The 25,489-nt window shown below is 39.1% G+C and carries 20 protein-coding genes and 2 pseudogenes; 16 read left to right on the forward strand and 6 right to left on the reverse strand.

Translation table 11 applies throughout. The features are described 5' to 3' along the window. Positions 1 to 771: 771 nt before the first annotated feature. The 5 genes and pseudogenes from DTK66_RS09175 to DTK66_RS09195 all read left to right on the forward strand — a co-directional run bounded on the left by DTK66_RS09175 (position 772) and on the right by DTK66_RS09195 (position 5,876). Complete coding sequence (locus DTK66_RS09175) at positions 772 to 2,085, forward strand: MFS transporter (protein ID WP_191668479.1); 1,314 nt, start codon at positions 772 to 774, stop codon at positions 2,083 to 2,085. A 318-nt stretch (positions 2,086 to 2,403) separates the two neighbouring features. Further along, positions 2,404 to 3,267: a hypothetical protein gene (locus tag DTK66_RS09180; protein ID WP_191668480.1), complete on the forward strand. Its 864-nt coding sequence runs from the start codon at positions 2,404 to 2,406 to the stop codon at positions 3,265 to 3,267. Continuing rightward, positions 3,268 to 3,411, forward strand: coding sequence for a hypothetical protein (locus DTK66_RS09185; RefSeq protein WP_191668481.1), 144 nt, complete (start codon positions 3,268 to 3,270; stop codon positions 3,409 to 3,411). It abuts the gene before it with no gap. Further along, on the forward strand, positions 3,411 to 4,718 hold the full coding sequence (locus tag DTK66_RS09190) for a glycosyltransferase family 2 protein (RefSeq protein WP_191668482.1): 1,308 nt from the start codon (positions 3,411 to 3,413) through the stop codon (positions 4,716 to 4,718). Before DTK66_RS09185 ends, DTK66_RS09190 begins: the two co-directional genes overlap by 1 nt. Positions 4,719 to 4,745: 27 nt before the next feature. Then, positions 4,746 to 5,876, forward strand: a pseudogene (locus tag DTK66_RS09195) (glycosyl hydrolase family 8). Here DTK66_RS09195 and DTK66_RS09200 read toward each other — a convergent pair. Together DTK66_RS09200 and DTK66_RS09205 are read right to left on the reverse strand one after the other, a co-directional pair. Then, positions 5,873 to 6,636 (reverse strand): annotated as a pseudogene (locus DTK66_RS09200) (NADPH-dependent oxidoreductase). The pseudogenes DTK66_RS09195 and DTK66_RS09200 sit on opposite strands and share 4 nt — an antisense overlap. Before the next feature lie 223 nt (positions 6,637 to 6,859). Further along, the gene (locus DTK66_RS09205; RefSeq protein ID WP_191668483.1) at positions 6,860 to 8,632 is read right to left on the reverse strand and encodes an oleate hydratase; all 1,773 of its coding nucleotides are present in this window, start codon (positions 8,630 to 8,632) and stop codon (positions 6,860 to 6,862) included. Between the two features lie 153 nt (positions 8,633 to 8,785). Between DTK66_RS09205 and DTK66_RS09210 the strand changes: the two genes are divergently transcribed. From DTK66_RS09210 to DTK66_RS09245, 8 genes are all read left to right on the forward strand, one after another. Further along, positions 8,786 to 10,129: a TrkH family potassium uptake protein gene (locus tag DTK66_RS09210; protein ID WP_191668484.1), complete on the forward strand. Its 1,344-nt coding sequence runs from the start codon at positions 8,786 to 8,788 to the stop codon at positions 10,127 to 10,129. Then, positions 10,122 to 10,790, forward strand: coding sequence for a potassium channel family protein (locus tag DTK66_RS09215; RefSeq protein ID WP_191668485.1), 669 nt, complete (start codon positions 10,122 to 10,124; stop codon positions 10,788 to 10,790). Before DTK66_RS09210 ends, DTK66_RS09215 begins: the two co-directional genes overlap by 8 nt. A 14-nt stretch (positions 10,791 to 10,804) precedes the next feature. Continuing rightward, positions 10,805 to 11,353, forward strand: coding sequence for a class I SAM-dependent methyltransferase (locus DTK66_RS09220; RefSeq protein ID WP_191668486.1), 549 nt, complete (start codon positions 10,805 to 10,807; stop codon positions 11,351 to 11,353). A gap of 194 nt (positions 11,354 to 11,547) precedes the next feature. After that, positions 11,548 to 14,928, forward strand: a complete 3,381-nt coding sequence (locus tag DTK66_RS09225; RefSeq protein ID WP_191668487.1) for a MucBP domain-containing protein — start codon at positions 11,548 to 11,550, stop codon at positions 14,926 to 14,928. After that, positions 14,928 to 15,425, forward strand: a complete 498-nt coding sequence (locus tag DTK66_RS09230; RefSeq protein ID WP_191668488.1) for a hypothetical protein — start codon at positions 14,928 to 14,930, stop codon at positions 15,423 to 15,425. The genes DTK66_RS09225 and DTK66_RS09230 overlap by 1 nt, the downstream gene beginning before the upstream one ends. A 13-nt stretch (positions 15,426 to 15,438) precedes the next feature. After that, positions 15,439 to 15,957, forward strand: a complete 519-nt coding sequence (locus DTK66_RS09235) for a hypothetical protein (RefSeq protein WP_191668489.1) — start codon at positions 15,439 to 15,441, stop codon at positions 15,955 to 15,957. 308 nt (positions 15,958 to 16,265) lie between these two features. Beyond that, a complete protein-coding gene (locus DTK66_RS09240; protein ID WP_225209069.1) occupies positions 16,266 to 16,676 on the forward strand; it encodes a hypothetical protein in 411 nt (136 codons plus the stop codon). A gap of 189 nt (positions 16,677 to 16,865) precedes the next feature. Continuing rightward, on the forward strand, positions 16,866 to 17,387 hold the full coding sequence (locus DTK66_RS09245; protein WP_191668490.1) for a hypothetical protein: 522 nt from the start codon (positions 16,866 to 16,868) through the stop codon (positions 17,385 to 17,387). A 106-nt stretch (positions 17,388 to 17,493) separates the two neighbouring features. On the opposite strand, the gene DTK66_RS09250 is transcribed toward DTK66_RS09245, so the two are convergent. Together DTK66_RS09250 and hemH are read right to left on the reverse strand one after the other, a co-directional pair. After that, on the reverse strand, positions 17,494 to 18,798 hold the full coding sequence (locus DTK66_RS09250; protein WP_153931339.1) for an Nramp family divalent metal transporter: 1,305 nt from the start codon (positions 18,796 to 18,798) through the stop codon (positions 17,494 to 17,496). 2 nt (positions 18,799 to 18,800) lie between these two features. Then, positions 18,801 to 19,733, reverse strand: a complete 933-nt coding sequence (gene hemH / locus DTK66_RS09255; protein WP_153931340.1) for a ferrochelatase — start codon at positions 19,731 to 19,733, stop codon at positions 18,801 to 18,803. Between the two features lie 307 nt (positions 19,734 to 20,040). Between hemH and DTK66_RS09260 the strand changes: the two genes are divergently transcribed. Together DTK66_RS09260 and DTK66_RS09265 are read left to right on the forward strand one after the other, a co-directional pair. Beyond that, positions 20,041 to 20,955, forward strand: a complete 915-nt coding sequence (locus DTK66_RS09260; protein ID WP_191668493.1) for a PLP-dependent cysteine synthase family protein — start codon at positions 20,041 to 20,043, stop codon at positions 20,953 to 20,955. Between the two features lie 199 nt (positions 20,956 to 21,154). Further along, entirely contained in the window at positions 21,155 to 21,688 is a 534-nt protein-coding gene (locus tag DTK66_RS09265) for a flavodoxin family protein (RefSeq protein WP_191668491.1), read from the forward strand. A gap of 195 nt (positions 21,689 to 21,883) precedes the next feature. Here DTK66_RS09265 and DTK66_RS09270 read toward each other — a convergent pair whose 3' ends face one another. Continuing rightward, positions 21,884 to 22,912 carry a YeiH family protein gene (locus DTK66_RS09270; protein ID WP_191668494.1) on the reverse strand — a complete coding sequence of 343 codons (1,029 nt, stop codon included), beginning with the start codon at positions 22,910 to 22,912 and terminating at the stop codon, positions 21,884 to 21,886. A 240-nt stretch (positions 22,913 to 23,152) separates the two neighbouring features. Here DTK66_RS09270 and DTK66_RS09275 point away from each other — a divergent pair, with 240 nt between their 5' ends. Further along, entirely contained in the window at positions 23,153 to 23,872 is a 720-nt protein-coding gene (locus tag DTK66_RS09275) for an alpha/beta hydrolase (protein WP_191668492.1), read from the forward strand. Between the two features lie 88 nt (positions 23,873 to 23,960). Here DTK66_RS09275 and abc-f read toward each other — a convergent pair whose 3' ends face one another. Further along, positions 23,961 to 25,433: a ribosomal protection-like ABC-F family protein gene (gene abc-f, locus DTK66_RS09280; RefSeq protein ID WP_225209070.1), complete on the reverse strand. Its 1,473-nt coding sequence runs from the start codon at positions 25,431 to 25,433 to the stop codon at positions 23,961 to 23,963. Between the last annotated feature and the right edge of the window lie 56 nt (positions 25,434 to 25,489).

Raw genomic sequence — 25,489 nt, forward strand, 5'->3', positions numbered from 1 at the left:
AGAAAGTTATTAGATAAATCTGGTGAATATATCAATAAATTAAAAATGGGCTTTAAGCATCCCTAATAATTTTGCTTTTTATTCAGCTATCATAATTATATTTTAACTATTGTGAGCTAAATCACGGTTTAGTTCTTTTGGCAATCGTTGATTTAATCACTTGGAAAAAGATTTGATTGGTTTATTTTGAATATTAGTTAACTATTTCACAATTATTGTGATATAATACTTACAAACAAGATATCCACTTGTTTGCTTTTTAAGTTAAAGATTATAGAAACTAATCATTGAAATAAGCGCATCCCTTTATCCAATTAACATCAACAACGGTATTTGTTTCATGATTAAGTTTTACTAAGTTAAAAGTCTAGCCTTTTTGCACCTAAAGGTTAGGCTTTTTTAGTTAAATGATTTAAATTAAAAATAAATGAGAAAACTTATTGAAATATAATGTTAACCATGATAGTATTTTATTCATCGAAAAGAAAAGAGGACAAAGATATGCTTTTTGCTACTAATACACAACAAAACATTATTATTATTCGGGTCATTATTTAGAATGGTGCGGATAATTTAATGTTGTTCGCATTACCTAAGATTAAAGGCAGTGCGAACAGTAATGTGGTAGCTCAATATCTTTGACAGCCAGTTAACTGTTTAGCAGTTAGCTGGTTTTTATTTTTTGAAGGAGTGGTGAATTAAAATGGAAAGTGACATTTTAGTAAAAAGAGATGACAAACGCTAGTATTAAGTAATAGAGAGGTAAGAGAAATGGAAAATACAGTTACAGCAACACGCGTTAAACCAAAATTACAACGAGATCCGGTTAAAACAGTTATTTTAGCATCGATGATGGGAACGGCAATTGAATTTTTTGATTTTTATGCTTATGGAACTGCATCAGCTGCCTATTTCCCGAAAGTTTTCTTTCCCCAGATGACGCCATTATTAGCGACATTGCTTAGTTTATTGACATTCGGAGTGGCTTTTGTTGCCCGGCCGGTGGGGTCATTTCTTTTTGGCCATTTTGGCGACCGGCTTGGGCGGAAAAAAACATTAGTAGTTTCCTTACTCGTAATGGGGGTTTCAACTGTAACGATAGGTTTCATCCCTGGATATCAATCAATCGGCGTATGGGGGGCACTTCTCTTGTGCCTATGCCGATTTGTTCAAGGTATCGGTCTTGGTGGCGAATGGTCAGGAGCCGTGCTTGTTGCTACCGAAAATGCACCCGCAAATAAGCGTGCTTTATATGGCTCTTTTCCAGAAGTTGGCGCACCGATTGGCTTCTTCTTATGTAATGGACTCTTCTTTGTCTTAGAACGAGTTTTAACGCCAGCACAAATGATGAGTTATGGTTGGCGGATTCCTTTTTGGGCATCAGCAGTCTTAGTATTTATCGGTCTATATGTTCGTCGCCGTTTACAAGAAACACCACTATTTAAGTTAGCACAAGAAAAAGATAATACGACTAAGTCTCCATTACGGGAAGTTTTCCGTACAAATTGGCGTGAAATTCTTAAAGGCACATTTATCATGGCTGCTACTTACGCTTTGTTCTTTACCTTAACAACTTGGTCATTATCATATGCAACAACGGCCCTTGGCTTTAGTCCATCTGAATTCTTGCTTCTTTTGATGGGGGCGATTGTTGAATTTGCTGTTCTTATTGTTTTAACTTCTGTTTTGGCGGACAAGGTTGGTCGCAAGAAGGTATTATTAACTGCTTCAGTAGCATTGGTAGTTTATTCGCTTGTTTTCCCCGCCTTCCTAACTGGCCAGCATAATCTTACTGGAATGTTACTCTTCCTTGGTGTTGGTTTCTTAGTCATGGGAACCTTGTATGGTCCTGTCGGCGCAGTTTTACCGGAACTTTTTCCAACGAAGGTTCGTTACTCTGGCTCAGGGATTACTTATAACCTTGCTGCCGTGGTTGGTGCTGCCGTTGCTCCAACAGTTACTACTTGGTTAATCGCGCACTATGGTCTTCATTCGGCCGGATATTATATGCTAGCCTTAGCTGTTTTAGCAGTTGTATCGTGGCTGACGACTAAAGAAACCAAAGATGTTGATTACACAAAGTAATACTTTAAATTACATTATCTTAACTCATTAATTGATAGCAGGATTGGCAAAATATATCAGCCTTAAATCCTGCTTTTTTGTTTAAAAATACAATTTGCTTATCAAACTACAAAAATAAACAAATTAATTTGATTTGTTTATAAATTTAAATATTATAAAAAGGTGATTTTATAATGGTAAACGTCCCGATATAAAATGATAAGTAAATTCACAAATAAGCCCTAAATCTTACTCTATCAACACTTTAAACTAGTGAAAAATAAAAATGAGTGTGCTAAGATATTAGCTGCTCATTTTATTGGAGAGGGAGAAAAATATATGATTCGACGCCATGTTGTAGAAGCGGGACTTACCACGCTTTGTTCACTAGTTATTATTATCGTTCTAATGATGTGGTGGGCTGGACAATATGCACGGTTTGTTATGACGGCGATGATGATAATGATTATCCTAGGATTAATCGTTGGCAGCCTAATTCCCAATATTGTCGTGACCTGGTTAATTATCGGTTTGACAACAATTGGCAGTGCTATTTTACTGTTAGGCTATATAGTAATGGAGACGCCATTAAAGTTAATGCTTCTTGCGGCCTTTCCCTTGACAGCGGCCTTGGCTTATTTCAGTCGTTATGTGATTGGTGAATTAGGCTGGCTAGATCGTAATCGTAAGGATATTGAGAGTTACGCTGCCTACTATAATCCGGTTGTAAAACTACAGACAGGGTACAATGCTAATAAAATTTATCAAAAAGAAGTTCGGTTTATCATCAAAGAACAAATAGCTGACTTATGGATCGATGTTACAGCTATTCACTGGGTTCATAACCAGCAAATTCGTCAGTTTCACCATGACGATTATAATCAGGCTCTTCAACAAATTGCCCGAGTATTAAAAGAACGGCGCTTGCCATCGGAGGCATTATATTTCCTGGGAAATGGCACCTTTTTAATTTTGTCATACCATTTACCTAATATTACTTTTGCCTATCAAAACCAAAGTACCCGTGAGGGCTTGGCGGATTTACAGATTGGTATGGCTACACCCCAATTTAAATGGGGACACTTAAAAGTAGACGATATTAACGTCACATCATTTAAGACTTTGGAAAGCGTAATGCGCCATCTTGAAAGAGATATGGAAACGGATATTGTTGTTGAATATTTAAGGGGAGTTCATGAATAAATGGTTCGGGCATTTTTCTGGTTGGCAATCGTGGTCACCTTTATCTTTTTTATATTGGCAATGGTTTTTGCGATTCTGCAATGGGTAATTTATTTTCGGGTTGAGCAGACAACCTTAAACACTAATAGAAATGAGAAAAGTTAATGCAAGAATTTATAATGATTGTGACCCTGTTGTCGATTTGGAGTTCGTTATTAATGGCTTCATTAACACTTGCAGGAGCAGTTGATTTTTGGTTAGCGCATAGCAAGCGAACCGTTGATATCGCGCCGTTAGATCGCTACCCATTGGTTACGATTATTGTTCCGGCGCATAATGAAGAAGTTGTTATTGCACAAACGACAAAGGCGATTTTAGAGTTAAACTATCCAGCGGATAAGATTGAATTGTTGATTTATGCTGATAATTGCGGTGATCAGACGGCCAGTCGTGCGCGGGCAGTGTTGCAAATGATTAAGTATAAGCATCGTAATGCCCGTGTGATTGAACGGCATGGTCAAGGAGGCAAAGCAGGAGTCTTAAATGATGCCCTTAAAATTGCTAAGGGTGAATATATTGGTGTTTACGATGCGGATGCGATGCCAGAAAAGAATGCCCTGTATTTTTTGGTACGTAAGGGACTAGAAGACCCGTTAAAATATGTAGCAGTATTTGGCCGTAATAAGACGCGAAATGCGAAACAGAACTTCTTGACCCGTTGTATTAATCAAGAAATTGTGGTTACTCAGCGAATCCAGCATTGTGCGATTTGGCATTTATTTAAGATTGGACGAATTCCCGGGACTAACTTTATTATTAAGCGAGAATATGTCCAATCGATTGGTGGCTGGGAGAATGGTGCCTTAACTGAAGATACGGACCTTTCCTTTAAGATTATGCAAAGCGGCAAATTGATTGCCTTAGCTTATAATTCAGAAGCCTTTCAGCAAGAGCCAGAGCGACTTAAGGATTACTATTTTCAACGGTTGCGCTGGGCGAAAGGTAACTATCAGGTAGTTTTGAAAAATTTTAAACATCTTTTTGATCGAAGCAATTGGCGGATAAAATTAGAAACGTTTTATTATTCCTGTACCTTTTTCTGGTTCAATGCAGCAATTGTGCTTTCCGACCTTATTTTTACGATTAATATAATTTTCTGGTTTATCCACCTCTTTAAGCCACAGGTCTTAATCCCATTTACATTTGGTGAAAGTAATATTCTGATTGCCCAGCTGTTGCTTTTTAACTGGTTGCTGATGATTATTCTTTATGTTTTACAAATTACAACAGCTGCGGCGACCCAGTTTGGCCAGGCAACGAATAAACAAATTTGGTTAGCCCTTGCATCATATTTTACATATTCACAATTGTTCATTATTGTTTCGATTAATGCTGTGATTTCAGTTGGGATGGATAAGTTAATGCACCGTGATGGGACAAAATGGGTAAAGACTAAAAGATTTGCGGACTAAAATACTAGACGAGGAAAGAGGATGGGAATGAAACGCCCCGGATATATTTGGCTGCTAACGACAATAGTAGCATTTATGTACATTACGACACTAATATTAGTTCGGGCAAAGAACCCTGAACATATCCAACGGCAAGCTTATGAACGATGGCGAAGCGGATATTTAGTAGCGAAGAATAATCAACAAACTTTTGTTAATACGAGTAATGATAAAACACGGCCAGTTGCTTTATCAGAAGCGCAGGGGTATGGTCTTCAACTAATCGCCAAAGCCGGCGAAAAGGGATGGGCTAGTCAAACCGATTTTGACAAACTATTAAACTATTATTTAGCCCACCGTGACTATATTGATGACCAGCAAACTTATTTGATGGCTTGGCGTCAAAAATATAATCAGCAAGGAAAATAGATAACCAACCATAACAGTGCTACGGATGGCGATTTATATATTGCGGCCGCACTACACCAGGCGGCTAAAGTATGGCCTAATCGATCATCTTATTATCAAAAATTAGAATGCAATATTGCCAGCGATATTTTAAAGTACGAATATAACCCAACCACGCAAACATTAACTGTTGGTGATTGGGTTACAAAAGACTCAAAATATTATTATTTATTGCGGACATCAGACGTTATGCCGGATGTATTTGATGATTTTTATGAGACGAGTCATGATATCCAGTGGCAGATTGTCAAGGATAATATGCTTGACCGCCTAGTTATATTAAGCAATCAGCATCAAACGGGGCTTATCCCAGATTTTGCATGGGCCGATGAAAAAAATACTAGTGCGGTCAAAGCACGGACAGTTGCCAGTGTTCATGATGGGGACTATGGAGCCAATGCTTGCCGCGTGCCGATGTTGCTTGCCCAGAGCGATGATCCACGTGCCCGAAAAGTTTTAACTAAGATGATGAACTTTTTTAGTGACCAGTATTACATTACGGCAGGATACTCATTAGACGGCCAGCGACTAGTAAATTATCAGTCAAATAGCTTTAGTGCACCGATTTTCTATGCTGTTAGCTGCAATCGCAATAAAGGATATGATAATCTTTTTACTAGTCAAAAGTATATTTTTAGTAAACCAGTAACAACAAAGAATTATTATGATGCAACATTAACGACATTAGCAGCGCTTGAGGGGATGGGTTAATCGATTCCTTCATCGGTACAAAGCTCCTGTTGATGTAGGACTTTCATGATTTCATCCCGCTTGGTGCGGTGACGGTCGAGCTTTTGCCCGGCAATTTGGTCGGTAAACGAATCAATGCGGCGATTGGCATCGCGAAGGTCGTAATAAGTTGTGACGGTTTGGTCGTAATCTTTTAGCTCATCGATATTTATGTCACGAGGATAGGAATTGTCAAAGGTAGTGAATTGTAATGGCAACCGTGGCTTTAGCTGTGGTTGTTGATCGGGAACGCCAACTTGTAAGCCGAGGATAGGAAAAGTCATTTGGGGCAATTCCAGAATATCAATCATTTTCTGCGGATCGTTCTTAATCGAACCAAGGGGAACCACGCCTAGGTTCATACTTTCTGCGGCGACAATGACATTTTGTGCTGCCATTATAGCATCATCTACTCCTTGAAAGAAGATATCGGCAGTGTGTAACCGTCCATCGTCTTTCCCTTTTTGGCGACGAATTTGTTGGTTGCGGTAAAGGTCAACAAGAAAGATTAAAAGGTCCCCGTTTTCGCCGACGTATGATTGTTTGCTGACCTCCCGAATTGCTGCTCGTTTATCAGGGTCGGTAATATGCATAATTGACATCTGTTGCATAAACATACTAGTAGGAGTGTGGCTAGCAACGGAATAAAGAGTTTTTAATTGTTCTTTAGACAAGTTGACTGTTTAAATGCGCGGATTGTTCGATGATTAAGCTGGTTATTAATAGTACGATTCTCAGTCATGGATAAAGACTCCTTTTAAAAATTAGGATAAAATGCTTAAGTGCTAAGTTTGCATTGAGTTAAGTGGATCGTGGCATAAACCTGCTATATGCTAAAAAATACCACAACGCAGTACACAAAGGAGCTCTAGTGTTCGGAAAATTCTGAACGCTAGAGCCCTCTTTGTGCTTACGGGGAGATGACGCCGAAGTCATAAATGACTCCTATCTTGCTCCTTTGGTTATTACAATAAGTGTTGCTCTTCCATCAGTTCGCCAATCCAATTCTTTTTAACTTTTTTAAGTAATGGTTTTTCAATAATTTTTGGAATTGGTAGGTCCATCTCCTTAAGAGGCTTCTTATCATTCATATAATACATTGCACGCATAAGCTCACGGATATCGTAGATTGAGTTAAAGACTTCAGGTACTCCCCGGTCAACATTTAGCAGGGAATAGACAGCTTCCATTGCGGTCCGAACAGAGTATTCTGTTGTAAAGACAGTATCACGAGTTGGTGATTCTGCAAAGTTACCAATAAAGGCTAAATTAGCAGACCCTTCTGGAACCACATCAGGACGGTCGCCTTTAACCCGTGGCATGAAGTAGCTGGTAACAAATGGCATGTATACAGGAACAGTATTAATTGATTCTTCCTTTGCCAAATCATCAATCAATGCTTCAGGAACACCGAGGTGGTAAAGCCATTCTTTGGTGATTTCTTCACCGGTACAATCAACAATTCGTTTCTTAATATAATTACCCTCTGTATCTGAGTAAAGGCCGTAAATCCAAACAATAGTCTCGTTAGGCTTTTGACTCTTAAAGTGTGGTTGACGGTGAATTGTCCAACTAAGCATCCAGTTGGAGTCGGTAACTGTAATGATTCCGCCCGTGTTGACCTTGCCATCATGAAGGTCCCGCTTAGTTAAGCGTTCAATATATGGTTCAACTTGTGGATTTTCGATAGTTGCAGTTGCGGAAATAAACCAGCTACGGTTCGGGATATTTTTGCAGAAGACGTCCGGATGACCAAAAGCAGGAGATTGTTTAGCAATGTTTTCCCATAGTTTCCAACTACCGCCCAATGCGCGCGTAGGCTGGGCTGCCTTGTGGTGGCTACCGTAATTTGAACTTTCGGTAATCGAACCATTAGTAACGAATACAATATCATCATCGGTAAGGTCGATTGTCTTGTCTTCGCCGCCTTGCTTTAACACAATCCGTTTAGCGTGCTTCTCGCCATTCTTAGTATCAACAAGGACATTTTGAACTTGGGTGTCATACTCAAATTTAACGCCATGATCTTTAAGGTAAGCAAGAAGAGGCTTTGTCATTGATTCATACTGGTTGTACTTGTTGAATTTAAGGGCGGTAAAATCAGGCAAACCATCAATGTGGTGAATAAACCGCATTGCATACCGTCGCATTTCAGCTAGCGAATGCCATCTTTCAAAGGCAAACATTGTTGACCAGTAAATCCAGAAATTACTCTTAAAGAAGTCCTCGGAGAAGTAATCCCCGATTGTAAGATCGCCAAGTTGGTCTTCTGGAGTAAGGATCAGTTTCATTAGTTCTTTGGTTGACTTGCCAAGGAGGTACTTGCCATCAGTCGGTACTTCATTACCTTGCTTATAAGTTAGCCGGCAGTTTGAACTATTAGGATCATCCTTATCAAGCCAGTAATATTCATCAAGGTAAGATGCACCAGGAATTTCTAACGATGGAATTGACCGATACATATCCCATAGACATTCAAAATGGTTTTCCATTTCCCGACCGCCACGGGTAACAAAACCAACATCAGGACGATCTTGACCGTCTAAGGACCCGCCGGCAACTGGTAGTTCTTCAAAAATGTGGATGTTTTCACCCGGCATTTGTGCATCACGAACTAAGAAAACTGCCGCGGCTAATCCGGCTAATCCAGCACCAACAATATACGCATGTTTTTTATCAACCCCCGCTGGTTTTCGGGGATGAGCAAAGGCTTCGTAGTTTCCGTTAGAATAGTACATAAAAACGTCTCCTTCCAGACAAAAACAGTAAATATATCCACTTATATTGTAGCGCTTTATTAAAATGATTTCCCGAGAAATAAATTCAAGGGTACCGAATTTATGAAAAACGCTTATAATTAGTTGAGTAATAATATCGGAGGAGGGTTAGAAGTGATTGAAATAAATAAACATAAGTATACATTTCCTAAAATACTTACATTTGGTTTCCTTATTGTTATCTTTATGGGAACCATCTTGCTTTCCTTGCCATTTGCGACCCGCCCTGGCGAGACGACTACTTTTATGACGGCTTTTTTTACGTCAACAAGCGCAACCTGTGTAACTGGTTTGACATTAGTTAGCACAGCGACCCACTGGACCCTTTTTGGACAAATTGTAATTGCAATTCTGATAGAAATCGGGGGATTAGGTTTTATGACGTTTGCGGTCATGATGTCCCTGCTTGTCCGGCAACGAATGCGGATGTCGACACGGTTGCTGACCCAAGAAGCCTTAAACCTTGATCACTTATCACAACTAAACGTGGTATATTTGATTATTAAGCTTTCATTGTTGATTCAGCTTGCTGGCAGTATTTTCCTTTTTATTGATTTTTACCCCCGCTATGGGTTAGGAAAGGGAATATGGTTTAGCATTTTCCATTCAATTTCAGCATTTTGTAATGCCGGATTTGACTTATTTGATAATAGTATCGCTAATTACGCTAACGATCCTTACATGCTTTGTGTGTTAGCGGTATTAATTGTTGCTGGTTCCTTGGGATTCTTAGTCTGGAAAGATATTCTAAATTATCCTAAATATCACCGCCTTTCATTGCACACCCAGCTTGCCTTGCGAACAGGCGCGGTCTTATTTGTCTTATCTATTATTATTTACTTTATTACCGAAAAAAATCTGGCACAGCTAAGCGATAAACTAAGTTTTACGAATAGGGTCATTAATACAGTCTTTATGGCGATTACACCGCGGACTGCTGGCTTAGTAACCTTCCCATATACTGATTTAAGTGCGGCGGGGATTGCATTTACCGTAATTTTAATGTTCATTGGGGGAACTCCTGGTTCAACCGCGGGAGGAGTAAAGACGACCACGATTGGCTTATTGACGATTCAAAGTTTTGCGACCTTACGTGGTGAGCGGGATACTACTTTTGCCCATCGTCGTTTTACGCAGGAAAATATCTATCGGGCATTGACCCTGCTATTTGTTGCTTTGTTTATTTTACTTGTTGCTATTTTAGTGTTAGTTGAAACACAGGACTTACCAAAGCATGACTCGCTCGCATATGTTACTTTTGAAGCAGTTGCGGCCTTTGGAACGACCGGGATCTCACTTGGTATTACAACTCACTTGAACTTATTAGGACAATTCATCATCATGTTTTTAATGTTTGTTGGCCGGGTTGGAATTTATACTGTTATGTTCTCAATCTTAAATGCAAGTTCAGCAGCAAAGAATTATCGTTACCCAGAGGAGAGTGTGTTAATTGGCTAAAAAAGAAAGTTACGCTGTTATCGGAATTGGTCAGTTTGGGGCATCTATTTGTGAGTCATTAGTACAAGCAGGACAAGAAGTTTTGGCCATAGATGCGAATGAAGAAGTTGTTAATGAGTTTGCGGGATCGGTTATGCGGGCAGTAATTGCCGACGCACAGGATGAAGATGCATTACGTGACCTTGATATTGGTAGTTTCGACCATGTTTATATTTCAATCGGAAAAAATGTTGAAGCAAGTATTATGGCAACCTTAATTGCCAAAGAATTAGGGGCACCCGATGTAATTTGTCGGGCGGAAAATGTTAACCATGCGCGGGTTCTTGAACGAGTAGGGGCGGACATGGTCGTACGTCCCGAGCATGACTTAGCAAAGCGGCTGGTTTTTCAACAGCTAAATCCTAGTGTGGTCGATTACGTAACCTTGAGCAAAGAGATTACCCTTGCTGAGGTAAATGTGAATAATCCAAAATTCTTCGGCAAAACGCTGGATGAATTAGATTTTCGTAATCGTTATAATGTGAACGTGATTATTATTGTCAGCAAGGATGATGAAGTTAATCAAATGCCGCAAGCAAACGATGTTATTCAACCGCATGATAAAATCACGGTTGTGGGGAATTTAAAAGATATTAGAAAACTAAACGATATTGTTAGTTAATTAGGTGGAGCAAATTGAGAGTTGTAATTGGAATAATAATTGTCGTAGTTGCTTTCGGCGTAATTTATTGGTTGATTCAACGTCAGCGGGGATGGGCTAAGATCAGGACGGACTTAAAGATGGCTGGGGATGTTCAGATCCTTGATATGAAAGTCGGGAATGGCAAAAATTTTATTGCGTTTGCTCGACAATTGACTGCTCCTGGTAAAATTATTGGTGTCGTAGCTAATGAGAAACAGGAGCAAAAAATAAGATCAGCCATCAAAGAAGCGGCGGTGGCTGATCGGGCAAAAGTAGTATTGACTGATATTACTAATTTAGCCTTTGCTGACCATCGTTTTGACTATGTAATTATTACCGGACTCCACCAAGTAAAACCAGCGATTACACGAGGACGGGTTCTTCAAGAGGCAATGCGGGTCTTAACAGCGCACGGAACGTTAGTAATTGCTGATTCGGGTAATATGCAACGTTATGAGCAGTTACTTTCGTACTACGGCTTAAAAAATATTCAGGTTAAAAGAATTAGTGGTCATCAAGTGTTGATGGCGAAAAGAAATTAAAGGTAGTCTCTTACAATATATGTAATAGCAGGCTTTAATCTATCATATTGGTAGATCAAAGCCTGCTATTTTCATCAAATTAAACCTTTCACAAAAAACTATTTACACTTCTTTAGAAATTCTTTATAATCTTTACTTGGAAAATTTATCATTTGATATTTTAGCCACAACTAAAGCCGAGAGGAATTTTAGCTATGACCAAAATAAAAAGTAAATTATTAGTTAGTACCACTGTTTTAGCAAGCCTTACGTTATATAATCAGGCGATTAATGCTGATACGACTCAACCTAATGGGACACCAGCAATTCAGGCCACTGATACGCAACAAACAGCTCAAGCGCCCAAAGTTGTTGATGTCCAAGTAAGTGGGGAGCCGAATACAGACACGGTAGGGACGGAAGTATTTGACCCTGTTACCGTCACTGTAAAAACGGATCACTTTACCAATGACAATTTGTTAACTAAAGACGGCTTAGGTTGGACTGATGAAACGGAAGTCCAACCAATTAAGGGCACAGCTATTGGAACGATTAATAATCCGCGTTATTGGGGACAGAATAACCCGACAGAACCGGTGACGGCCTATACCTTTAATAATGGAGATTCTGGGCGGATTACTAATATTGGTGAAACTCTGGCCGGCACTAAGCTCGACTTAATTTATACCGTTGAAGATAGTGATAAAGATGATTGGATGGCCTATTCTGGTTTTGGACGTGACGGGCGGACCAAGGGATTAGCTTTTACGGGGGAACAATATATCAAGGGATCAAGTAATAATTCCATTGTTGCCCTATATAATGGTGCTAATTACATCGATATCAAATATCAGATTGTCCGTCATGATACCTTTATTGAACAGCCAGTTCTGGTCTCCTTTATTACAACGGATATTGATGTCGGACAAGGGGTTGCCACTGATCTTGCCAACCTCGCCTTAATTATTCCTAAAGAAACTAATTTAAGTATTAAAGATGGTGTGATTTACGATAGTAGCCATACTGGCCCATATCACTATGGAGCAGATCTTAACGGGGCAAATGGGTTGCCATACGGCGGATACTTAGGAGTCGCCTACCTTAGTAAATTCAACTATACCTTCTTTGCTCCAGCACCAGCTAATGATGACATTTATAAGTTCGCCACGGGGGTTCGATATGACTTATTCGGGTCCGCCCTGCAAACTAAGCTGGTGATTAACCGACAAACTCATTTAACCGTTAAATATGTTGATGATGAAGGAAAAGAAATCCAACCATCAACTAGGGTTACTGGAACGAATGACTTTCCGCAAGTGCCAGCTGCACCAACGATCAAAGACTATCAATTAACTGATACGAAGACTAATATTATTTCACCAGATGAAGAAGAAATTATTTATCAATACCTGCCAGAGTATCATTTAACCGTCGAATATCTTGATGAGCAGGGAAATAGTTTGAGTTCTCAACAGGAGTTAACGGCGGTTAAAGGGGCGCTGGTCCAGTTACAAGCGGTCCCCGTTGAAGGATATCAGCTCCCAACGATGCAAAGTGTAATTGTGAGTCAAAATGACACGATTAAATTTATCTACAGTAAACAACAGCTACAAACGCGGGTGGAATATGTTGACGAGCAAGGTAATTCTTTGAGTGAGCCGCAAGAAATTACTAGCAGCTATGGCAGCCGGATTACCTTGCAGCCAGTGCAAATTACTGGTTTTAACACGCCAGAAGCCAAGACAGTTGAGGTGACGGCTAATCAAACAATCCGTTTAGTTTATGTTCGGAAAGCTTTCCCGATTACAGTCCAGTATGTTGACGAAGAAGGTAACTTGCTGGATGAAAATAAGCAACTTACCGCGCTGTTTGATACCGAAATTACTCTGCAGCCGAGTGAAATTACAGGGTACCTCACACCTGTTTTACAAACTGTTCATGTAACTGGCGCTACGACCGTTAAGTTTGTTTACACTAAGCAAGAGTTACCAATCCAGATAGCGTTTGTGGATCAAGATGGTCATCAGTTGCAAGGCGAAACGACCGTTAATGCTAAATATGGTGAAAAATTATCTTTGGAACCGACAGTAATTGAAGGCTATACTGTTCCAGATAAACAAGAGATAACAGTAGAAAAAGCGCAAAAAGTTACTTTCGTGTATCAAAAGATTATCCAGCCTGAGCGTCCTACAAATAATCTACAACCTCAATCTATTCCAGTATCACCAATCCGTGTTGTTCGACAGAGAAATATTAGGCGAGTGACACCAGTAATCGTGCGGACTCAACCAACGATCGTTAGAAATATAGTTCATCCGCAACCGGTTAATCGGCCAGTGTATCGGTCTGCAATCCAGCTACAATCACAACCACCGCGAATAGTTCGTTCTCCCTCCATTCCTCAATTACCAAAAGTTAATTTTAAGATTTACCGACCAACTAAACATGTCAATAATCAGGTGCAAACAAAACACGCAAGGGATAAGTTTCAGCAAAATACGGGAATGAATAAGCAGGATCAAAAAGTCTTTTGGGATGTTTTAAGAGCGATTGATAGGAATGGTAAGAAACGAGGGTTAAATCAGCAACAGCGGAAATTGGAACAGTTATACTATATCGCAGGGGTAAATTATTCTAAATCGAGACCACAAAAATATACCTCAAATGTTAAAAATTACGATTACAATGCATTAAAGAAAATAGTGGGGAGAAATAAAGCTGATGATTTTTACAAAAAAGTGAATGTTCAAAGCAAAAAACACAAAGTTGACCTTTCACACTTGTCAATAACCGTTGCTAGTGCATTGGACCCAGATAAGAAAGTTCAAGTAAGTCATCTAATTGCTACATTTCCAGATCAAGTTAGGGAAACGTTATTTATGATGCTTAATGGCAAATCGCTTACTAACGAACGGAAACTGCCTAAGAATATAGAGCAATGGATATACGCGAATGGGTTTTATGGTGATTATGTAGTTGATGGAGATATGAGTAAGGAAGATAGGAATGCTGATCTTGACGCATACCGAGTAGCTACTTCAAAGGGAGACTTAGCTAAAGCCTTAAAAGATATCTATAACTCTGATGAAAGTGACCTCAACAAAGAGCGAAACAATCAAGAAAAGGGGATGAAGGAACGTTCAAAATTAACCGTAATAACTAGTCAAGCGATTCTCGCGACAATGGGTTTTGCCACCGCAGGATTATTAGCGTGGCGAAACTCACGAGCTTTAAAGCAAAGTGCTAAGATGGCAGTTCAAGCAGTAATGCATCCATCTAAAACAATAAAGAAAGTAGTTCAAAAAACAAAAACGGTTTTCTCACGGGCAAAGAAGCAAGTTGCAAGCTCAAAAGTTTATAGAGCAACTAAACAATTTGTTACCCATCCAATAAAAACAGTGAAAAACTTTTATCGAAAGACAGTTAATGTTGTTAAAAGAGGATATCAAAAATATACCCCTAAACCCATTAAACGATTTAACAATCACATTAAGCAAACTATAGCTAAGAAGTATAATTCAGCCCGTAAATCGGTTTCAAGATTTGTTAAAAAAGTAAAAACAAAGATTAAAAAATTCTTTCGGAGGAAAAGATAATGAAAAAATGGCTAATCATTTTAGGAATACTGTTTATTGTTCAGATACCGTTTAATTTACACTACTATGCTTATTACTATGCAACTCATATGAAAGATAGTGGTAATCGTTACTATAGATTTAGTCCATTATTAGGAAATAATTATTTACCACAAAGCTACGTACCGGGATATGAAATAGAATATACTGATTTACGTGAAGCAACTAAAAACGTTGTTACTAAGGAAAATGTTTTAGTCAAAGGTGATAAATTTGAAGTTAACCCTGACTTTACTAATTATTATCCAGATAAAACTAAAGATAATTACTATTACATTGATTTTTTATCTAATGGTAAGGTAAGCGAAGATGGGGGAGAAGGGCATTTATCAAAGAACACTAAAAGGAAGGCCTATTACTGCTTAAATCAATTTCAGCAAACGTTAAAAGCAAATTCACGCCGCCCGATTATTAATATTCAATGGATATGGAACATTTGGTATCAAGTGACGAATTAGGAAAGAAAAGATAATGAAAAAATGGCTAATCATCTTGGGAATACTATTTATAGCGCAAATGCCCTTTAATCTGCATTACCATGCCTATTACTATGCGACTCATACCCAGAAAAAGAAGGATCATTATCCCTTTGTTATGCTTTTAGATTCGAATTATCTTCCTGCAAGTTATGTCCCTAGCTATAATGTGGAAAACGATGACAAACGAGGAAGCTATATAGTAAGTATTAGCAAGAGGCAAGTTCGCACAGGAAAGGATATAGTTGAGCTTAATGGTGCTCATATACGTTATAGTAAAGATTACAATGACCCCAGTTACTATTTAAATAATTTGGCAAGCTTTTCTTTTTCCGAAAATGGGGTAATTAACGAATACTATAAAATTGGAAACCCGCCAAAGAATGCTAAACAAGAGATGATCCATGCCTTAGAACAAATACAATCTGAGATCAAACAAAATTCGGAAAAGCCTTTAATCAATCTTCAATGGCTATGGAACTTATGGTTCAGGCTCCCTAGTCAATACCGTTAAATCAAAGAACGAAGTATGATTAACTATTTAAAAAATCGCCAAAAGGCAAAAAAATAGAATGTGCAGGAAGTAGCTAATGAAATAAAGCAAGGCGGAAAGACAATTTACTAACGACATTAAAGTCGTTTATCATGATCTAAGCAGCACGAAAACAAGTTCAAGCAGTTCGGCGTAGTTTTAATAAAGCAGTAAGGCAAATGCCATAACGAATTACCCGATCGTTATGACACAATACGCCGAACCTATCTTAAAATAACGAGAAGCATATCGCAGACAGTGAAACGCTTTTTTAGATGAAAGGGTAAAAGATGAAGAAAACAATAATCATATTTATAAGCATTGTAATAGGATTATTTGTGCTGATTAGGATTCCAATTAATTTACGAAGTAATGCTTACTATTATGCAACGCACATGCCACATAAAAAGAATCAGTATCCATTTGTACCCGTTTTACTAGGGCATTGGTTGCCAGAAAAATATGTTCCAGGTTATGAAACAAGAAATGCCGGTTCAACGAGAGGTCCTATTATGATGCAAGTATCAAAGAAAAATATTAAAAAAAGTGGAGATATATTAGAATTATCACTGCATGGGATTTCTTATGCACCCCAAGAAAAAGATTGGATGATAAATAAGTATGCAGTATATTTTAGTAATGATGGAACTTGTGAAAATTATTCTAAAGATAAAAAACACCAGTATATAGTCGTACATTAACTGTTAACTATCTAAACAATATTCAAAATGAAATTAAACAAAATGCTCCTAAGCCTAAAGTAAATCTACAATGGATTTGGAACGTATGGTTTAAGATTCATTATCGATGAAATCAGCAACAAGTCTTTTTCACAATGAGGAGAGTATTTGAGCTTTTTAGAAACAACTGTATGTATGAGGAGAAAATAAATGGAAAAGAAAGCTGTATGGATAACCCTAATCGTTTTGAGCGTACTATTTGTTATCCAGATACCATTTAATTTGCATAATAATGCCTATTATTACGCGACTCATATGCCGCATAATAATAAGCAGTATCCGTTTGTACCAATATTATTAGGTCATTATTTACCAAAAAACTATGTTCCTGGATATCAAACAAAAAATTATGGTGCGACAAGAGGGCCTATTATGATGCAAGTGTCAAAAAGAAATATAAAAGAGAAGAATGATATATTTATGTTAACTGAACATACAGCAACATATGCCCCCAAAGAAGGTGATTGGCTTATAAGTAGATATGGAATATATTTTGACGAAAGCGGAACTTATGATGATTATTCAAAAGATAAAGGTATTCCCGCGTATAGTAAAGAATTAGTAACTCGCCATCTTAAAAACGTTCAAAATGAAATTAAACAAAATACTCCTAAACCTAAAGTAAATTTGCAATGGATTTGGAACATATGGTTTAAGATTCATTACCGATAAAAAATCTTAATTGATTGGGACTTTCAAGAATAAAAAAGGCAGGTCTGAGATAAATTCAGCCTGCCTTTTTAGAATAAATTAATTGCTTTCGTTAGAAGTAGAAAACTCATACCAATACCAGCAAGTTCAACCCAGTGACCAAACTAGCTAAAATATATCCAAGAACCGTTTGCCATCGTGAATTAACATGTGGACCCATCAGCTTTTTATTACCAGTCAAAGCGACAAGGGGATAAAGCGTAAATGGTAAGGCAATACTAAGAACAATCTGGGCATAAATGATAAGCTGCTCAAACTGCTCCTCATTGAAGTTAATCATAAAGCCAATGATTAAGATTGGTACCAGCGTGACTGCTCGCGTTAAAAGCCGGCGTTGCCATAATGGTAGCCGAATGTTGATGAACCCTTCCATAACGATTTGCCCCGCTAAGGTACTAGTGATTGAAGAGATTAAACCAGTTACGAGCAAGGCAAACGCAAATAACCAGCTCATTAATGGACTTGCTAGGCTCCCAACGATCTGGGGATTTTTTAACCCGAAAAAGACATCCTCCAGACTCCCGAGACTAGCAGTATGGAAAAAGAGTGTTCCGCCTAAAATTAATAAGAGAGCGTTAACGATAAAGGCCGCAAAAAGGTGAATCAAGGAATCCCAGTTGGCAAAACGGAGCGTTTCTTTAACCTGCTGTGGATCGTGTTCATTATAGCGACGGCTTTGTGCCAAGGATGAATGCAAATAGATATTATGGGGCATAATCGTGGCCCCGACAATTCCTAAACTGATCAGTAACTCACTATGATTGGTAAAAATCGTTGAACGGGGAATAAATCCATCCATTATTGCGGCAAAGTGGGGATGAGCACGGCAGACTTCCACCGCAAAAATAACGCCAACGATCAAAATCGCACTAAGGACGATAAATTCAATCCGCCGAATACCAAAATGCAGGAAAAAGAGTACTACAAGTACGTCCGCAATGGTTAAAATTACCCCGACAAGGAGCGGTAAATCAAAAAGCATATTGAGGGCTACCGCGGTGCCAACAACCCCTGTGAGGTCAGTGGCCATCATTGCGATTTCATTTAATAGCCACAGCATAATTCTAAAAGGTTTTGGCAATCGGCTAGCAATAGCTTGAGCAAGGTCCGTGCGGGTTGTAACGCCGAGTTTAATCGACAATGACTGCATGAACATGGCAATCAAAATGGCAGTGAATAAGATAACCAACAGCTGGTAACGGTATTGGCTTCCTCCAGCTAAGGACGTTAGCCAGTTACCAGGATCCATATAACCGACCGCGACTAAGGCACCGGGACCGCTATAAGCAAGGAATTTTTGCCAAAATGCACTTTCGTAAACGTTTGGTACATCAACGCTGCCATTAATTTCATCTAAACTTTTATGTTGCATCATTATCCCCTTTGTTTTACTAAATTTGCGATGAATTGCGCGAACTCTGGTGAATCATTAAGGGAGGGAACCATCGTTAAATTATCACCGCCATTCTCACGGAAATACTGGTAATTTTGGACTTGATCTTCTTCAAGCGTCTCTAAACAGTCGGCAACAAATGACGGTGCTGCCACTAACACATTACGGTGACCAAGCTGTGCCTCATTAAGGAGGGTATTACGTAAATATGGTTTTAACCAAGGCATTGGGCCGAACTTTGACTGGTAGGCCATTTTAATCTGCTTTTCTGGGATATTAAGGCGTTTAATTAGTTCAGCTGTTGCGGCTTCTGTTTCATCACGATAGGGGTCGCCATGATTGACCATTGCTGTTGGAATGCCGTGGTAGGAGATAAGTAATTTATCATAATTTCCTTGATCCCACGCAGTTTGGATCTGCGTTGTTAATAATGCTAGGTACCCTTCTTCTGCCGAAAAACGGTCAATAATCTTAGCGGTTGGATCAGCTTTAGTAACCTTATCGATAATTGTTTGCGTGGTACTCTTCGTAAAGAAGGGGAAAAGCGGCAGAACAGTTAAGTGCTGACATTCTTTTTTCATGGTGGTAATTGTGTCATCAATTGTTGGATGGCCGTAATTCATCGCCATTTTAACGGTCCAATCAGGTAATAAGGCTTGTACTTTTGCAGTGAGCCTTTCAGTATAGACGATTAGTGGTGAACCATCTTTGGTCCAACAATTTCGATAGAAGGTTGCTGACCGCCATGACCGCATCGGGATAATGATTCCCCGAAGTAATGGCTGCCATAATGCTGGTGGCATTTCAATTACGTTGCGGTCACTTAAAAATTCTTTTAAGTACCGCTTAACGTCAGGCGTGGTAGGGGTGTCAGGGGAACCTAAATTAACAAGTAAGAGTCCGTTTTCTTTCATGAGTATAGCTCCTGATTAATAAAATAGTCATTTTTTATTTTACACCAGCATTCATAAATTTTCTTGACAACTTACTTTTTGCTAGTTATGATAACTGTAACTTAAAATACGAGGAAATTACCAATGGAAAACAATTATTTTGTTAATGCAAATACTTGTTGTTGTGAATCGCGTCTTATGCGACTCACTTTTTGGTATACTCATTTTTAATTGAATTACTATCAAGTTGATAACACATAAGGCGCAAATCCAAGATTATTTCTTGAGTTTGCGCCTTTTTGCATACTTTGCGAAAGAAGGAACTATTATGTTAGTTGAAAATACTTATGATTTAATTGGTCACACCCCCTTAATGCACTTGCCAATGAAGACGCCGAATGACGTTAATATCTATGCTAAACTCGAAATGTTTAATCCAGGTGGCAGTATCAAGGATCGTCTCGGAATGGCATTGATTCAGCGGGGAATAGCAGAAGGAAAAGTAACAGTAACCACCACGATAATTGAACCAACGGCAGGTAATACGGGAATTGGGGTTGCGTTGGCTGCTTTGAAATATCACTTACCGGTAAAGCTCGTTGTACCAGCAAAATTTAGCTATGAGAAACAAACTTTGATGCGAGCATTGGGCGCAGAGGTGGTTAATACGCCGAGTGAAGAAGGAATTAAGGGTGCGATTGCTAAGGCAAAGGAATTAGCAGCTGAAATCGGGGATGCTTATGTTCCCTTGCAGTTTCAAAATCAAGCTAATCCTGATGTTTACCAACGGACATTAGGACCAGAAATTTTAGCTGATCTTGCTAATAAACCGATTGCGGCTTTTGTAGCAGGGGCAGGAAGTGGTGGCACTTTTGCGGGGATTCAAAAGTCGCTCCAAGATGCTTACCCAGAATTGAAAGGTTATATTGTTGAACCAGCCGGATCGATTTTAAATGGTGGTCCAGCCCATAGTCACCGTACAGAAGGAATTGGCGTTGAATTTATTCCGCCATTCTTCAAGGACTTAGATTATACCGGGGTAAAAACAATCAGTGATGATGATGCATTCTATTATGTTCGCTGGGTTGCTAAAAATCTCGGCCTATTTATTGGTAGTTCTAGTGGGGCTGCTCTTGCGGCAAGTTTAGAAGTTGCTAAAGAATTACCCCATGGAGCTAATTTAGTCACAGTATTTCCCGATTCAAGCGAACGTTACCTTAGTGAACATATTTATGAGGAATAGGGTATGAATATCTTTCATTTCATTACGGATCGTTCATACATTAAAGAAGAACGAAAACGCAATCACTTTAATTTTAGATGGCTAAAAATTTTTAGTTGGCAGCATTAATTCATTTTCGTAATCTATTAATATTCAATCTTTCTATTTCTAATCTAGTCGGGTTATCACTATAATTAAGTAAGAAAGGATGCGATAAGTAATGAAAATTGTTGTATTAACCGGGAGTCCTCATCATCCGGGAACTTCTGAACAATTAGCTGATGCCTTTGTTAAGGGCGCCATTGAAGCAGGAAATGAAGTTTATCGCTTTGATGCTGGGCGTCGGACTGATGAATTTTCCATGATTAAATTGGAAGACAATCATCCCGGACAAGAAGTTGCGATTGAACCCAATGATATTGTTACTAATGAAGTAATGCCTAAGCTGTTAGCGGCGGACATGGTAGTTCTGGTTAGTTCGCTTTATTACTATGGGATTAATGCAGCACTAAAGTCGGTTATTGATCGTTTTTACAGCTATAACCACGACCTTCATGGTGGAAAGAAGGCTATTACACTAGTAAGCGGGTATGGTCAAGAAGACGCCTTTGCCTCCCTTAACCTATATTTTGACCAATTATTGAACTATATGCGGTGGAACAAGGTAGGCAGCGTTTTAGCAGCCGATTCGTGGAATGAACAAAAACTTGCTAAGCATGTCGCAGAAGCTTATGACTTAGGTCAATCAATTTAACGAGAAGAGGCTGAGAAAAAACAACAGTTTTTTCTCAGCCTCAGCTATTTTAACGAACGGTAGCAAGATAACGTGGCAAATAACCACAAGGATCGCGTCTAAGGATGAACGATAATCAGCCTATGTCGTTAATCATCGTTCTAGTTTAGCCAACCGCCTTGTCGAGAAGGTTATTTTCCACATCCTTTGTTAATTTTAGAAGAATAATTTACTCATTATAATCATAAATACTAATAAGCAGACGGAACTAATTGCCGCAGCACCAAACACGGCCCCGCCACGCTTGAAAATAACCTTAAAGTTAACCGAAACACCAAGAGCAGCCATTGCCATTCCTAAGAAAATATAAGCAGCTTGTACAAGTGCATCGAGAAAGGCCGGTGAGAATGGAAGAAATGTTCCTAACACGCTAGTTAAGATAAAACCGCCCAAGAACCATGGAATTGGAAGCTTCTTTGGTTCTTTAGTATGTTCTTCTTCACTTTCTTTAACTAAGCGGTGTTGGTACCAGTAACCAACAATTAAAGCAACTGGTGCAAGTAAAAGTACCCGTGAAAGCTTCATAATTAGAGCATTATCAAGACTTGCTTCACCAAATGCCCCACCAGCAGCGACCGCGTGAGCAATTTCATGTAAGGAACCTCCAGCAACGATTCCAAATTGCGGATCGCTCAACCCAAGTAATGGCTTGATCCCAATTTCAATTAAGGTAAAAACAGTCCCCATTACACAAACAACCGCAACCGCGAGCACTTCATTTTCACGTTTTCGTTCTTCGTCTGTTGTCTCAATTTGTGGCGAAACACCCATTACCGCGGCAGCACCACAGATTCCGCAACCACACGCTGATAAGATCGCTAATTCGTCTTCAGCACCAAACTTACGGCTTAACCAATAAGTAAGGATAATCGTACCTGTAACCCCGACTGCTGCGACTAAAATCGTCTTAACACCTGCGGCGGCAAGCTTTTCAAGGTTCAAACGGAAACCGAGCAAAATAATCCCCAGCCGTAAGAACTTATTTGAGATAAAACCAATTCCGCCCGCGGCCTCAGTCCTGATACTTAATGGTACTACTTGCATTGCAATTCCTAAAAGTAAGGCGATAACCAAGGCGCCGATAAGGTTTACATAAGGTAGCTTAGCTAAAAGCACTCCTGCGACGGAACAAATCAAGGTCATCACAGCAGCTAGCCAAAATGACCTAGTCTTCATGATACTCATAAGATTTTCTAACCCCCATAAAATAATATCCTTTATAACTTTAACAAAAGTCATTTAATAAACAAGGGGAAAATAAAGAGAAAGCCTTTTCAATTTAGATGAAATTTATGAATAATTTTGTCAATGGAAAAATTAATTTTATAGCAAAGTATTTTACTAATCTTTATCGATTTTATGTTTATACTATAAGATATAGTATTACTTTGCGTTTAGGATAGTAAAATAACCAGAGGTGTAAAAATGGATTTTCAAAATATACAATTAACCCAACCATCTTCTTCTCTTGACATTTATCACAGCAAAACGGATCATCCCTTACCAGCAATCGTAATTTTACCGGGTGGCAGCTATAATCAGATTATGGAACGTGATTCTGAACGAGTGGCTTTAACCTTTGCAACTCACGCCTGGCAATCATTTGTTGTTCGCTACCCGGTTCTTGAACATAAAAATTATGAACAAGCGAAAGTTGCTGTTGCTCAGGCATTTGATTATATTACGGCCCATGCCGCAGAATTAGATGTTGATACTGAACAATTAGGGATTATCGGCTTTTCAGCTGGGGGACAGGTGGCCGCAGCCTACAGTAATGCCCCAGCTTCACAGGCAAAATTTGCAGCATTAGGATATCCGGTTATCCAACCAACAATTGATGACCGGATGGGGGTCACAACAGAAAACGTTGCTAACCTTGTCACTAGCCAAACACCACCAACATTTATGTGGGGGTCAATTAAAGATAAGGTGACCCCATTTGTAGATCATCTCCATGTTTATGTCGATGCCCTTGTTAACCATGATGTACCATTTGAGCTTCACGAGTTTAGTACAGGTGGTCACGGGATTGCCCTAGCTAATGAATATACAGGAATTGTTAATAATGACCGGGTTGACGCCCACATGGGTAAGTGGTTCCCATTATTTTTAGAATGGTTTACAGAATTACATTTAGAGAAGTAAAGGGCGCAAGATAAAGCTCCTTATACGCACAATAGGCCTCCTGAATTCGGTATTACCGAGTACGGGAGGCTTATTATTTCCTGGGAAATTAAATTAGAACTTTTCGTGTTGCAACATGATCAATAAAGTGTTTATCATGCTCGATGATTAGCATTGGCGGGCGTACTTCTTGAATTAACTTGATAATTTGTTCTTGATTATAAGTATCAAGGTAGTTTAATGGTTCATCCCATAAATACAGGTGGGCGGGTTGGGCAAGAGAACGGGCGAGTTCAACTTTCTTTTGTTGGCCCATGCTCATCTGTTCAATTGGGACATTAAAGGTTGTACGCGCCATACCGAGTTTACGTAGCAGGTTGAGGAAAGTATCATAATCAAGCTTGTTATTTTCTGCAAACTCGCGAAGACTACCATGGTTATCAAGATAATTTTGCCGGACAACACTAATTTTAAGCTTACTGCCGATAGTAATTTGACCATCTTGTGTGCCGGTAAAATCGCCAAGAATTGCCTGAAATAGACTTGACTTCCCCGTTCCGTTATTACCACAAAGGACAATTTGCTCATGATTTGCAACCTTTATTGATAAGTCATTACAAAGGCAACGTCCGGGAAAGCTAAGGGAGAGTTTGTCGATGCTAAGTAATGTTTGATGGTGCGTGGGTTGAAGGTTGATTGTAAGTGGCACAATCTTTTCGACTTCTTGTAAAAGACCTTGACGTTCCTCAATTGCTTTATCGAGTCGAACTTTCATAATTGTTGACTTTTTCATCATTTTTGCAGCTTTAGCACCAATAAATCCTTTATCCGCGTGTGAATTATTTTTCTTTTCATTTTCAGCTTGGTGAGCCCATTGCTGTTTTGTTTGGCGAAGCTGTTTGAGATGATGGATGTCTTTTAAAAGCTGCTCATTAGTATTAATTGCGGTACTATCCCGGCGTTGTTTTTGCGCAAAATAATTACTGTAATTTCCCTTTGCCAGGACTAATTGATGTTGCTCAATTACTAACGTGTGATCAATAATTTGATCGAGGAATGTTTGATCATGGCTGGTAATAATAAAGCCGCTTTTTTTATGTTTTAAGTACTGCGCAATTAACGTGCGCCCAGCTTGATCAAGATGATTTGTCGGTTCGTCGAGCAAAGGGAAGAGACCTTCTTGGGCGAATAATGCCGCGAGCATTATGCGGGTTTGTTCTCCGCCGCTAAGCGTATTAAACGGTTGCCATAATAAAGCTGGATCAGTCTGCATCAAGTTGAGTTCTCGTTCGACTTGCCATTGTTCTAGATGCGGAGCCATGTTGCTAAGATTATTCCAAACAAAGTCTTCCGGATCCGTGACTGCAAATGGATAATAACCAAAGCGCAGGTTGGTTTGTACCTGTCCCTGGTACTCAAGTTGATGTTGTAAGAGTTTGAAAAAAGTTGTTTTCCCCCGTCCATTGCGGCCTAACAACCCCAGTTTCCAGTTACTGCTAAGGTTCAAGTCACAATCCTTAAAGAGGGGTGTTTGCCCCGGATAAGCAAAAGTCAGGTTGTTAATTGTGATTGGTTCTATCATAAAAATCACCCTTTCATGCACACGGGGAAAGGGTGGGCAATCATAACCACCCGTCA

The sequence above is a fragment of the Limosilactobacillus walteri genome, from assembly GCF_014830205.1.
Lineage (GTDB): Bacteria > Bacillota > Bacilli > Lactobacillales > Lactobacillaceae > Limosilactobacillus > Limosilactobacillus walteri.

Coding starts and splice junctions, on each gene's coding strand:
- DTK66_RS09185 (WP_191668481.1), top strand. CDS start 3,268: ATGGTTCGGGCATTTTTCTGGTTGGCAATCGTGGTCACCTTTATCTTT.
- DTK66_RS09245 (WP_191668490.1), top strand. CDS start 16,866: ATGGAAAAGAAAGCTGTATGGATAACCCTAATCGTTTTGAGCGTACTA.
- hemH (WP_153931340.1), bottom strand. CDS start 19,733: ATGAAAGAAAACGGACTCTTACTTGTTAATTTAGGTTCCCCTGACACC.
- DTK66_RS09205 (WP_191668483.1), bottom strand. CDS start 8,632: ATGTACTATTCTAACGGAAACTACGAAGCCTTTGCTCATCCCCGAAAA.
- DTK66_RS09235 (WP_191668489.1), top strand. CDS start 15,439: ATGAAAAAATGGCTAATCATCTTGGGAATACTATTTATAGCGCAAATG.
- DTK66_RS09265 (WP_191668491.1), top strand. CDS start 21,155: ATGAAAATTGTTGTATTAACCGGGAGTCCTCATCATCCGGGAACTTCT.
- DTK66_RS09240 (WP_225209069.1), top strand. CDS start 16,266: ATGAAGAAAACAATAATCATATTTATAAGCATTGTAATAGGATTATTT.
- DTK66_RS09230 (WP_191668488.1), top strand. CDS start 14,928: ATGAAAAAATGGCTAATCATTTTAGGAATACTGTTTATTGTTCAGATA.
- DTK66_RS09270 (WP_191668494.1), bottom strand. CDS start 22,912: ATGAGTATCATGAAGACTAGGTCATTTTGGCTAGCTGCTGTGATGACC.
- DTK66_RS09190 (WP_191668482.1), top strand. CDS start 3,411: ATGCAAGAATTTATAATGATTGTGACCCTGTTGTCGATTTGGAGTTCG.
- DTK66_RS09260 (WP_191668493.1), top strand. CDS start 20,041: ATGTTAGTTGAAAATACTTATGATTTAATTGGTCACACCCCCTTAATG.
- DTK66_RS09225 (WP_191668487.1), top strand. CDS start 11,548: ATGACCAAAATAAAAAGTAAATTATTAGTTAGTACCACTGTTTTAGCA.
- DTK66_RS09175 (WP_191668479.1), top strand. CDS start 772: ATGGAAAATACAGTTACAGCAACACGCGTTAAACCAAAATTACAACGA.
- DTK66_RS09275 (WP_191668492.1), top strand. CDS start 23,153: ATGGATTTTCAAAATATACAATTAACCCAACCATCTTCTTCTCTTGAC.
- abc-f (WP_225209070.1), bottom strand. CDS start 25,433: ATGATAGAACCAATCACAATTAACAACCTGACTTTTGCTTATCCGGGG.
- DTK66_RS09250 (WP_153931339.1), bottom strand. CDS start 18,798: ATGCAACATAAAAGTTTAGATGAAATTAATGGCAGCGTTGATGTACCA.
- DTK66_RS09180 (WP_191668480.1), top strand. CDS start 2,404: ATGATTCGACGCCATGTTGTAGAAGCGGGACTTACCACGCTTTGTTCA.